Origin of the sequence: Arthrobacter sp. UYCu712, assembly GCF_040547005.1 — a bacterium.
Classification (GTDB): Bacteria; Actinomycetota; Actinomycetes; order Actinomycetales; family Micrococcaceae; genus Arthrobacter.
In genome coordinates this window covers 1-11206 of record NZ_JBEPOZ010000043.1, presented here as the reverse complement: position 1 = coordinate 11206, position 11206 = coordinate 1, and the positions used below count along the sequence as shown (strand labels likewise).

At 68.2% G+C, this 11206-nt stretch carries 9 protein-coding genes and 1 pseudogene; all 10 read left to right on the top strand.

What is annotated here, in order from left to right; all coding sequences use genetic code 11:
- Positions 1-409 precede the first annotated feature (409 nt).
- Positions 410-2218, top strand: coding sequence for a hypothetical protein (locus ABIB51_RS22555; RefSeq protein ID WP_354191595.1), 1809 nt, complete (start codon positions 410-412; stop codon positions 2216-2218).
- 6 nt (positions 2219-2224) lie between these two features.
- Positions 2225-3214 carry an HAD-IIA family hydrolase gene (locus ABIB51_RS22550; RefSeq protein WP_354191594.1) on the top strand — a complete coding sequence of 330 codons (990 nt, stop codon included), beginning with the start codon at positions 2225-2227 and terminating at the stop codon, positions 3212-3214.
- Positions 3215-3223: 9 nt separating this feature from the next.
- Entirely contained in the window at positions 3224-3538 is a 315-nt protein-coding gene (locus ABIB51_RS22545; RefSeq protein WP_354191593.1) for a hypothetical protein, read from the top strand.
- On the top strand, positions 3535-4353 hold the full coding sequence (locus ABIB51_RS22540) for a TlyA family RNA methyltransferase (RefSeq protein ID WP_354191592.1): 819 nt from the start codon (positions 3535-3537) through the stop codon (positions 4351-4353). Before ABIB51_RS22545 ends, ABIB51_RS22540 begins: the two co-directional genes overlap by 4 nt.
- Positions 4354-4366: 13 nt before the next feature.
- Complete coding sequence (locus ABIB51_RS22535) at positions 4367-5410, top strand: NAD kinase (RefSeq protein WP_354191591.1); 1044 nt, start codon at positions 4367-4369, stop codon at positions 5408-5410.
- A 3-nt stretch (positions 5411-5413) separates the two neighbouring features.
- Positions 5414-7153, top strand: coding sequence for a DNA repair protein RecN (gene recN, locus ABIB51_RS22530; protein WP_354191589.1), 1740 nt, complete (start codon positions 5414-5416; stop codon positions 7151-7153).
- A 154-nt stretch (positions 7154-7307) separates the two neighbouring features.
- Positions 7308-9098 (top strand): CTP synthase, encoded by a 1791-nt coding sequence (gene pyrG / locus ABIB51_RS22525; RefSeq protein ID WP_354191588.1) that lies wholly within the window; start codon positions 7308-7310, stop codon positions 9096-9098.
- A 27-nt stretch (positions 9099-9125) separates the two neighbouring features.
- Positions 9126-9788 carry an NUDIX domain-containing protein gene (locus ABIB51_RS22520; RefSeq protein ID WP_354191587.1) on the top strand — a complete coding sequence of 221 codons (663 nt, stop codon included), beginning with the start codon at positions 9126-9128 and terminating at the stop codon, positions 9786-9788.
- Positions 9789-9910: 122 nt separating this feature from the next.
- A complete protein-coding gene (xerD, locus tag ABIB51_RS22515; RefSeq protein ID WP_354191596.1) occupies positions 9911-10837 on the top strand; it encodes a site-specific tyrosine recombinase XerD in 927 nt (308 codons plus the stop codon).
- Positions 10838-10952: 115 nt separating this feature from the next.
- Positions 10953-11206: pseudogene (locus tag ABIB51_RS22510) on the top strand (HNH endonuclease signature motif containing protein); the annotation flags it as partial.

Genomic DNA, 11206 nt, shown 5'->3' with positions numbered 1-11206 from the left:
GGAGGGTGTGGGAGAGTAGGTCACCGCCGGAACATCATTAAAACGGTCGAGAGCCTCCAGACACACGTCTGGAGGCTCTCCCGCATTTAACCCCCAAACCACAAAACAGCCCCCCGGCTTCAGCGCCGGCCTTCCGCCGCCGACGTGAAGAAGCGTAGTTCTGGACCCGGACCGAGCCAGGAAGCCGGCCAGGGATCGTCCTCGGAGTGTTCTGTCGGCTTTCTGTGACACTTGCCACCGGAAAGGCCTTATGGGCCGCTGCCGTTAGCTGGTCTCCGGGTACTCGCCTAGAATTGGATGAGATGTACGGACTTCGAAGCGCTTGATTTCGGGTTGCGTAGGGAACGAAACACGGAACAGAGCGGCTGCGATTGCGCCAGTGGTCAGCTCATAACAGGAGGAATCCAGCATGGCTGAGCACAACGAAGACAACCGCGGCGGCAAAGACCGAGGCAACTTCGGCGGCGGACGAAACACAGGCGGTGGCGGCTTCCGGGGAACCAGCAATTCCGGTGGCGACCCCCGCGGTTTCCGCGCCCGGGAGGACCGCGGATCCGAGGCATCCCGTCCGTCCTTCAACGACCGTGATCGTAAGCCGTATGGTGATCGTCCGGCGCGTGATGGGGACCGTAAGCCCTTTAGTGGTGGCGGGGATCGTAAGCCGTATGGTGATCGTCCGGCGCGTGATGGGGACCGTAAGCCGTTCAGTGGTGGCGGGGATCGTAAGCCGTATGGTGATCGTCCGGCGCGTGATGGGGACCGTAAGCCCTTTAGTGGTGGCGGGGATCGTAAGCCCTATGGTGATCGTCCGGCGCGTGATGGGGACCGTAAGCCGTTCAGTGGTGGCGGGGATCGTAAGCCCTATGGTGATCGTCCGGCGCGGGATGGGGACCGTAAGCCCTTTAGTGGTGACGGCGATCGTGACCGTAAGCCGTACGGTGACCGTGCCCCGCGTGAAGGCGGGGGAGAGCGTCGCAGCTTCGGTGACGGCGATCGTGACCGTAAGCCGTACGGTGACCGTGCCCCGCGTGAAGGCGGGGGAGAGCGTCGCAGCTTCAATGGCGGAGACAACCGGAAGCCGTTCGGCAACCGCGATGATCGTCCGGCCCGTAGCTTTGACCGTGGCGGCGACTCCGGTCCACGCCAGTTCGGACGCGACCGCGCCGAGGACCGCCCGGTCCGCGTCCCCAACGCCCGTGACCTGCGCAGCGCCAACCGCCCCGACCGCGAGCGTTCACCGCAGATCGACGACGATGTCACCGGCAAGGAACTGGACCGCGCCACGCAGCACCAGATCAAGACGCTCGAGGACAACAGCGCCGAGTGGGTGGCACGCCACCTGGTCATGGCAGGACGCCTCATCGACGAAGAACCCGAGCTTGCCTTCCAGCACGCCCTCGCAGCCAGCCGCCGCGGCGGACGCCTTGCCGCGGTCCGCGAAGCTGTCGGCCTGACGGCCTACGCCGCGGGCCACTACGGCGAGGCCCTGCGCGAATTCCGTACTTACCGGCGGATCAGCGGCTCCAACATGCACCTGCCGGTCATGGCGGACTGCGAACGCGGCCTCGGCCGCCCGGACCGCGCCCTCGACATGGCGCGCTCGGACGAAGCCAAGGACCTGGACGCACCCGGCAAAGCGGAACTGGCAATCGTGGCCGCCGGTGCCCGCTCGGACCTGGGGCAGCTCGACGCCGCAGTCTCGGAACTCGAAATCGCACAGCTGGACATCAATCGGGCATTTTCCTACAGCCCGCGCCTGTTCCGCGCCTATGCCGATGCCCTGACGGCAGCCGGACGCGCGCCCGAAGCCGAGAAGTGGAGGCGCCAGGCCGTCGTCGCCGAGAACGCCCTCGGCCTCGGCATCGACGAGGAACCGGACATCATCGACCTCGGCTGGGACGAAGAAGAAGAAGCCCGCGAGGAATCGCGTCAGCGCCGCATCCTTGCGGAACAGTCGGCACAGAAGTCGGCCCCCGCCGACGATGCCCCCCGCACTGTTACGGCGGCAGCGGCCGCCGGACTCCCCGAAACGCCTGAAGCGGAGGGCGGCGTCGACGCGCTGGAGGAAGGTTCCGACGACGCGGAGTCCGACTTCTTCGAATCCGACGACGCCGAGTCCGATGAAGACTCCGTGGAGAAGGACGCCCTGGACCGCTCGGAGCTTCTGGAAGGCGACGAATCCGAGGATGCCGGCGACGACTACGACACCGAGGCCTAGCCGCGGATGACCGACAAAGATCTGATCTCGAACTTCGACGCACTGCTTGCCGACCTTGACGGCGTGGTCTACGCCGGCCCACACGCCATTCCGGGAGCTGTGGAGTCCCTCCGCGGGCTCGCTGAAATCGGCGTGGGCCTGGGCTACGTCACCAACAACGCGTCCCGGACGCCCGCGCAGGTAGCACAGCACCTGCGCGACCTCGGTGCGCCGGCAGAGGACCAGCAGGTGGTCAGCTCTTCGCAGGCCGCCGGGGAACTGCTCGCGTCGCTGTTGCCGGCCGGTGCCCGCGTGATGGTGACCGGCGGTGACGCCCTGGCGGGCGAGATTGAACTCGTGGGACTGGTTCCGGTCCGGAGCGCGGCGGAGAATCCTGTGGCCGTGGTGCAGGGCTTCCACCCTGACGTCGGCTGGAAGGATCTCGCGGAGGCCTCGTACGTCGTCGCCGGCGGCGCCCTGTGGGTGGCCACCAACACGGACATGTCCATCCCTCAGGAGCGGGGCATCGCCCCCGGTAACGGTTCCCTGGTCGCTGCAGTGGCCGCGGCCACCGGTCAACGGCCGCTGGTCGCAGGCAAGCCCGAGGCGCCCCTGTTCCAGGCCGCCGCGAAACGGCTGGCCGCCGACCGGCCCCTCGTCGTCGGCGACCGGCTGGACACGGACATCCTCGGCGGCAACAACGCCGGATTCGCCACAGTGGCCGTGCTGACCGGGGTGGACACGCGGGGATCCATCCTGGCTGCCCGAACCGCTGAACGGCCCGGGTTCCTCATTCATGACCTCACAGACCTCTACCGCCCCTACCCGGCAGTGGAGCACGACGCCGGCCGGTACAGCTGCGGTGCGGCCTCCGCCGTCGTGGACGGCCAGACAGTCCGCATCAGCGGAGCTCCCGACGATCTCGATGCCTGGCGTGCCGCCTGCGCGGCGTGGTGGGCAGCCAACCCGGAGACCGCCACCGCCCTCGCTCCCGCGATCGAATGGCTGGCTCAGTAGAGTGGAAGCATGACCGAACCGAACCCCGCCCCCGAGGCGGAAGCAGCAGGCGGGCCCGTCCCTGACACGGACACAGTCACGGAGGCGTACGCGGATCCGTCGACTGCAGAAGCGGGGACGCGGGTGGACTGGCCGGCTTTTCCGCTGGAGACAGCCGCCGGCGATTCTGACGTGGACGCCCTGCTGGGCCGGCTCGGCGCGCTGCCCGGGCTGCCGGTCACGGCTCACGGCGACGTCTACGCAGGACTGCATGACGACCTGATGGAGGCGTTGAACGAAGACGTGACCGGACACGAAGCTACGGCGGGGGATACCGCATCATGAGCAGGCTTGACCAAGCGCTTGTCGGCCGCGGCCTGGCGAGGTCCAGGACCCATGCCGCCCGACTCATCGCCGAGGGCAAGGTCAGCTCCGGCGGCGAGGTCCTGGCCAAGGCCTCCCTTCAGGTAGCGGACGACACCCGCCTCGACGTCGTGGCCACGGAGGAGGACAACTACGTCAGCCGGGCCGCACACAAGCTGGCCGGCGCGCTCGACGCCTTCCCCGCCGTCGAGGTCCAGGGAAAGCGCTGCCTCGACGCCGGCGCCTCCACCGGCGGGTTTACCGAGGTGCTGCTCCGGCGCGGCGCGGACCATGTGGTGGCGGTCGACGTCGGCCATGACCAGCTTGTCCCGCAGATCCGGAACGACCCGAGGGTTGCCGTCCACGAGGGTCTCAACGTCCGCTACATGACCCCGGCCGAGATCGGCGGACCCGTTTCCGTGACCGTGGCGGACCTGTCCTTCATCTCCCTGACCATGGTGGTTGCGCCCCTGGCGGCCTGCACCGAGCCCGGCGGTGACCTCGTCCTGATGGTGAAACCGCAGTTCGAAATCGGCAAGGACCGGCTGGGCCGCACCGGCGTCGTGACCTCCGAGCGGGAACGCCGCCTCGCGGTGGGAAAAGTTGCCGCCGCCGCGATGGATGCGGGCCTGGACCTGCACGGCCTGGCCGGCAGCCCGCTGCCCGGGCAGGACGGAAACGTCGAGTACTTCCTGTGGATAAAGCGCGGGATCCGGACAGACCTGCCTAAGATCGAGGAGCGGGACGCAGCCGTTGCTGCGTTACTGGGAACGATCTGGCCAAACCAGCAGCACTAGAAGGCGGAATCCGATGAGCAGGCGTGTCCTCATCCTTGCCCACACCGGCCGCGAGGAATCCCTCAAGGCTGCCTGGGAAGCGTGTGCCCAGCTCCACGCCTCCGGCATCGTTCCGGTGATGCAGAAGTCCGAACTCGCCGACATGGTCCGGTTCTTCGGCCGCCTGGACCACCCTGTCGAGGTCCTGCACGACCACGTGCTGCTGCCGGACGTCGAACTCGTGATGGTCCTCGGCGGCGACGGAACGATCCTGCGCGCGGCGGAACTGGTCCGCGAGGTCGACGTGCCCCTGCTGGGCGTCAACCTCGGGCACGTCGGGTTCCTGGCCGAAAGCGAGCGGGCGGACCTGGCCCAGACGGTTGAATGGGTGGCCCGCCGGGAATACACCGTGGAAGAGCGGATGACCATCGACGTGCAGGTCTGGGTCCGCGGGCAGAAGATCTGGCACACCTGGGCCCTCAACGAGGCGGCGATCGAGAAAGGCAACCGGGAACGGATGCTCGAGGTGGTCACCGAAGTCGACGAGCGGCCCCTGACCTCGTTCGGCTGCGACGGCGTGGTCCTGGCCACCCCCACGGGCTCCACGGCCTACGCCTTCTCCGCCGGCGGCCCCGTGGTGTGGCCTGAAGTCGAAGCCCTCCTGATCGTGCCGATCAGCGCGCACGCACTCTTCGCCAAGCCACTGGTGGTGTCGCCCCGCTCCAGGCTCGCCGTCGAGATCCTGAACCGGACCGGTGCCCAGGGGGTGCTCTGGTGCGATGGCCGCCGCTCGGTGGACCTGCCGCCCGGCGCCCGCGTGGAAGTCACCCGCTCGCCCAACCCCGTCCGGCTCGCCCGCACCCACCAGACCCCCTTCTCCGGGCGGCTGGTCCGCAAGTTCGAGCTCCCCATCCAGGGCTGGCGCGGCCCCATGCCGCAGGCCGCCACCATCCACACCGGGCCGGTACCGGTCATCCGTACCCCCAGACCCATGCCCCCGCTGCCCACGCCACGGCACGCCGGGCCCGGCGACCCCGACGGGCCCGATGACCCCACCGCTCCCTCGACTGCGAAGTGACCCATGCTTGAAGAACTGAGAATCCGCGACCTCGGCGTCATCACCGACGCGACGCTGCCCCTCGGACCGGGACTGAGCGTCGTGACGGGCGAAACGGGCGCCGGCAAGACCATGGTGGTGACCGCCGTCGGGCTGCTGCTTGGCGCCCGGTCCGACGCCGGCGCGGTGCGCAGTGGCGCGAAGAGCGCCTCCGCGGAGGCGATCGTGAAACTCGACGCCGGCCACGCGGCCGTGACACGGGCCCGGGAAGCCGGGGCGGACGTCGAGGAGTTCGACGGCGGCGCCGAGCTGCTGCTGGCCCGCAGTGTCGGCGCCGACGGCCGCAGCCGCGCGTACCTCGGCGGCCGGGTGGCCCCCGTCGGGGTCCTGGCCGAGATCGGCGAAACCCTCGTGGTGGTCCATGGCCAGTCCGAACAGATCCGGCTCAAGAGCCCGGTGGCGCAACGCGGTGCATTGGACAAATTCGCGGGGGAGAGCCTCGCCGCAACCCTCTCCACCTACCAGGAGCTGCACGGGCACTGGAAGGCGATCCAGGCCGAGCTGGACTCGCTCCGCAGCGCCGCCCGGGAACGCCTGCGCGAGGCGGAATCCCTTGAGGCGGCCCTCGGCGAGATCGACGCCGTGGACCCCCAGCCCGGCGAGGACGACTCGCTCAAGGCCGAGGCCGTCAAACTCGCCAACGTCGAGGAACTCCGGATAGCGGCAACAACGGCACACCAGGCAATCATCGCGGAGGACTTCGGCGAGGGCAGCGACGCCACCGCCCTCGTGGACGCCGCCAAGCGCACCCTGGAACATGTGGCCGAACACGACGAGGAGCTGGGCTCCGCGGCGGCCCGGCTGGCCGAGGTCGGCTTCCTGCTCAACGATATTGCCACCGAACTTGCCAGCTACCAGGCTTCGCTCGACACGGAGGGCCCGGAACGGCTCGCCGAAATCGAGGACCGGCGGGCCGACCTGGCGAAACTCGTGCGCAAGTACGCCCCGAGCATCGATGAGGTGCTGGTCTGGGCCGAGGAGGCCCGGGCCCGGTACGAGGAGCTGCAGGACGACTCCACCCGGATCGAAGCGCTGGACGCGGACGTCACCCGCACCGAGGCCGAGCTCCGGAAGCAGGCGGCCGCCATCAGCAAGGCCCGCCGGAAGGCAGCCAAGGATCTCTCCGCCCGGGTCAGCGCCGAACTGAAAGCTTTGGCCATGGCCGACGCGACCCTCATCATCAACGTCGACCCGGGCGAGCAAATGGGCCCCCTCGGTGTCGACGACATCTCGTTCCTGCTCCAGCCGCACTCCGGGGCACCTGCCCGCCCCTTGGGCAAGGGCGCCTCCGGCGGCGAGCTGTCGCGTGTCATGCTCGCCATCGAAGTGGTGCTCGCCGCCGTGGACCCCGTCCCGACGTTCGTCTTCGACGAGGTCGACGCCGGCGTCGGCGGCCGGGCCGCCGTCGAGATCGGCCGTCGGCTGGCCATGCTGGCCCGGCACGTCCAGGTCCTCGTGGTGACGCACCTGCCGCAGGTGGCTGCCTTCGCGGACCAGCACATCCGGGTCACCAAGACCTCGGTGCGGGGCGCCGACGGGGGGACGGTGACCGGCTTCACGTCCAGCGACGTGCAGCTCCTCGACCCCGCGGAACGCGTCCGTGAGCTGGCCCGGATGCTGGCCGGCCAGGAGGACTCGGAATCCGCACAGGCCCACGCGCAGGAGCTGCTGGACGACGCCAGGCTCCTGCCGCAGCAGGCATGAGCAGCTTCGGCGAGCAGCGCCTGACAACCAACGACCAACAAATAACAGCAACACCGAACGGCTAACACCGAACGGCTAACGCCGAACGAGCGGGGGCGACTGGGATGACAATCACAGCCGCATCCCGCAAACCGACCCTTTGAAGACTGAATTGATGATAGGCTCAAATTCCGTGGTGCAGCGATCAAATTCCCGTGTAAATTCCCGGTTCCCGGGCTCGTCCAAGACGACCAAACACATCTTCGTCACCGGTGGTGTGGCGTCCTCGCTCGGCAAAGGACTGACGGCTTCGAGCCTCGGTCACCTGCTGCGGGCACGCGGTTTGTCTGTAACAATGCAGAAGCTCGATCCCTATCTGAACGTGGATCCGGGCACGATGAACCCCTTCCAGCACGGCGAAGTCTTCGTGACTGACGACGGCGCCGAAACGGACCTCGACGTCGGCCACTACGAGCGCTTCCTCGATGAAAACCTCGAAGGCTCCGCCAACGTCACCACCGGCCAGGTGTACTCCACGGTCATCGCCAAGGAACGCCGCGGCGAATACCTCGGTGACACCGTCCAGGTCATCCCCCACATCACCGATGAAATCAAGCGCCGGATGCGCCTGCCCGCCGAGGGCAAGAACGCCCCCGACGTCATCATCACCGAGATCGGCGGCACCGTAGGCGACATCGAGTCGCAGCCGTTCCTCGAATCCGCCCGCCAGGTCCGCCAGGACATCGGCCGCGGAAATGTCTTCTTCCTCCACGTTTCCCTCGTGCCGTACATTGGCCCGTCGCAGGAACTGAAGACCAAGCCGACGCAGCACTCCGTTGCCGCGCTGCGCTCCATCGGCATCCAGCCGGAGGCGATCGTGATCCGCTCGGACCGCGAGGTCCCGCAGCCGATGCGCGACAAGATCGGCCGCATGTGCGACGTCGACATCGACGCCGTCATCGGCTGCCCGGATGCCCCGAGCATCTACGACATCCCGAAGACCCTGCACTCGCAGGGACTGGATTCGTACATCGTCCGGGCCCTCGACCTGCCGTTCAAGGACGTCGACTGGACCAGCTGGGACAAGCTCCTCGAAGCGGTCCACAACCCCAAGCACGAGGTTGAGATCGCCCTGGTCGGCAAGTACATCGACCTGCCGGACGCCTACCTGTCCGTGACGGAAGCCCTGCGTGCCGGCGGCTTCGCGAACGACACCAAAGTCAAGATCCGCTGGGTCCCCTCGGATGAGTGCGAAACGCACGAAGGTGCGGTCAACTCCCTGGACGGCGTGGACGCGATCTGCGTTCCCGGCGGCTTCGGCATCCGCGGCCTCGAAGGCAAGCTTGGCGCCCTGAAGTACGCCCGTGAAACCAAGCTCCCGGTCCTGGGCCTGTGCCTGGGCCTGCAGTGCATGGTGATCGAGTACGCCCGCAACGTGGTCGGCCTCGAAGGTGCGTCGTCGTCCGAGTTCGAGCCGGACTCCAAGTACCCGGTGATTGCCACCATGGAAGAGCAGCTGGACATCGTCGACGGCAAGGGCGACCTTGGCGGCACCATGCGCCTGGGCCTGTACGAGGCCAGGCTGGATGAGGGTTCCGTGGTCGCCGAGACCTACGGCACCACCACGGTCAGCGAACGCCACCGGCACCGCTACGAAGTCAACAACAAGTACCGCGAGCAGATCGCCGCCCAGGGCCTGGTGTTCTCCGGAACCTCGCCCGACGGCAAGCTCGTGGAGTACGTGGAGCTTCCCCGCGAAGTCCACCCGTACTACGTGGCCACGCAGGCCCACCCCGAGCTCAGCTCACGGCCCACCCGGCCGCATGCGCTGTTCGCCGGGCTGGTCAAAGCCGCCCTGGACCACCAGAAGGGCGACGACGGCCCGACGGCCGCCGCTGCCAAGGACGCTTCGGCTAAGAACGCCCCGGCCGCTGCGAAGCAGTCACCGGCAGTAGCGTCCAAGTAACTCCCAACTGAATCAAAGGACGGCGCGATGCCCGGTAGGCCTGAGACCCCCAATGCTGCAAGGCAGGTTTCGGATCAACCGAGCCCGCGCCGTCTTTTGTCGTCCCGGACGGTCTATGAAGGCCGGATCTGGGACGTCGTCAGCGACAGTTTCCAGCTTAACGACGACGGCGATGCCCTCGTCCGCGACTACATCGACCACCCCGGCGCGGTGGCGATCCTGCCGATGAACGACGCCGGCGAAGTGCTGCTGATCAAGCAGTACCGGCACCCGGTGGGCATGGACCTCTGGGAGATCCCGGCGGGACTCCTCGACGTCGAAGGCGAGGACTTCGTGGTAGGAGCAGCCCGCGAACTCGCCGAAGAAGCGGACCTCGTCGCGGCAAAGTGGAACGTGCTGGCGGACTTCTTCAATTCGCCGGGCTCCTCCAGCGAAGCAATCCGGATTTACCTGGCCCGCGGCCTGAGCGATGTTCCCGGTCACGAACTGCATGTCCGCACCGAGGAGGAAGCCGAAATCGAGTTGCACTGGACGCCGCTCGGCGTCGCCGTGGCCGCTGTCCTGGACGGGCGCCTGCACAACCCGTCCGCCGTCGTCGGGATCCTCGCAGCCGCGGCAGCCCGTGCGGACAACTTCGAGGGACTCCGCCCGGCCGACGCGCCGTGGCCTGCCCATCCCAGCCAGCGCTGATGGTGGAACTGGTGGCGACGGAGCCATCCGCCCCGCAGGACGGCCAGGCCCCGCAACAAGCACCGGCCCCGCAACAAGCACCCAGCGCTCCCGCCCGGCCCCTGACCGCGGTGGACCGGGCCATGACGGACTACCTGCAGCACATGGGGGTGGAGCGCGGACTGGCGGCCAACACCCTCTCCGCCTACCGGCGGGACCTGGCGCGCTACGCCAGGCACCTCGCCCGGGCCGGGCGCCAGCGTCCAACCGAGATCACCCGCCACGATGTCACCGCCTTCGTCCAGGCGCTCTCCGACGGCTCGGACGGCGGATCCGCCCTCGGCATCCGGTCAGCAGCACGGACCGTGGTGGCCGTGCGCGGACTGCATAAGTTCTGGGCACTGGAAGGGGTCACGGCCACGGACCCCGCCAGCGATGTCCACCCGCCGATGCCCGGCAAGCGCCTGCCCAAGGCCATAAGCGTCGATGAAGTCACCAGGATCCTCGAGGCAACCGGCACCGAGACCGCCACCGGCCTGCGGGACCGTGCCCTGCTGGAGTTCCTGTACTCCACCGGGGCCCGCATCAGCGAAGCCGTGGGCCTCGACGTCGACGACATTTCGCTGCAGGGCGACGGGCCGGACGACGAGGCCGGCCCCGCAATCGTCCGGCTGTTCGGCAAGGGCTCCAAGGAACGGCTGGTCCCGCTGGGATCCTTCGGGGCACGGGCCCTGGATGCCTATCTGGTCCGCGGCAGGCCGCTGCTGGCAGCCAAGGGCAAAGGCACACCTGCCCTCTTCCTGAACGCCCGGGGCGGCAGGATCAGCAGGCAGAGCGCCTGGACCATCCTCAAGACGGCCGCCGTGAAAGCCAACATCACCAAGGACGTCTCGCCCCACACCCTGCGGCACTCGTTTGCGACCCATTTGCTGGAAGGCGGCGCCGACGTCCGCGTCGTCCAGGAATTGCTGGGCCACGCCTCCGTCACCACCACGCAGGTGTACACCCTGGTGACGGCGGATACCCTGCGGGAAATCTACGCCGCCGCGCATCCGAGGGCGCTGGGCTAGCAGCGGCTCGGCTGAAAATCCGCTCGGGACGGCACCACCAACTCAACCAGCCAGTTTCACCGTTATTGTCGGTGCCTCCTGATGTACTGAGTGTATGGAAGGCAGCACAGCTTGGATGGCGGAAAGCAGGGAGGCACTGGAGGCCGTTGCCGCGGCCTCGGCGGTGTTTGCTGCCTGCGCCGGCTCCGGGAGGGACCTCCCTGATCCGTCCGGGCCCGCTCCGTTGCGAAGCGCCGATCCGTTGCGGGATCTGGCGGATGATTGCCTGGACGGGCTCGCCGATGTGGCCCGGATGGAAGCCAGGTTCGCTGCGCTGAAGGTCAGGCTGGCCGCCGGATACGTGGGGGCGGCCAGGGCCCTGAGACCACC

Bases quoted from the DNA above. Each gene is read 5' to 3' on its own strand.
- ABIB51_RS22545 (WP_354191593.1), top strand. From the start codon at position 3,224: ATGACCGAACCGAACCCCGCCCCCGAGGCGGAAGCAGCAGGCGGGCCC.
- pyrG (WP_354191588.1), top strand. From the start codon at position 7,308: ATGATAGGCTCAAATTCCGTGGTGCAGCGATCAAATTCCCGTGTAAAT.
- ABIB51_RS22535 (WP_354191591.1), top strand. From the start codon at position 4,367: ATGAGCAGGCGTGTCCTCATCCTTGCCCACACCGGCCGCGAGGAATCC.
- ABIB51_RS22520 (WP_354191587.1), top strand. From the start codon at position 9,126: ATGCCCGGTAGGCCTGAGACCCCCAATGCTGCAAGGCAGGTTTCGGAT.
- recN (WP_354191589.1), top strand. From the start codon at position 5,414: ATGCTTGAAGAACTGAGAATCCGCGACCTCGGCGTCATCACCGACGCG.
- ABIB51_RS22555 (WP_354191595.1), top strand. From the start codon at position 410: ATGGCTGAGCACAACGAAGACAACCGCGGCGGCAAAGACCGAGGCAAC.
- ABIB51_RS22540 (WP_354191592.1), top strand. From the start codon at position 3,535: ATGAGCAGGCTTGACCAAGCGCTTGTCGGCCGCGGCCTGGCGAGGTCC.
- ABIB51_RS22550 (WP_354191594.1), top strand. From the start codon at position 2,225: ATGACCGACAAAGATCTGATCTCGAACTTCGACGCACTGCTTGCCGAC.
- xerD (WP_354191596.1), top strand. From the start codon at position 9,911: ATGACGGACTACCTGCAGCACATGGGGGTGGAGCGCGGACTGGCGGCC.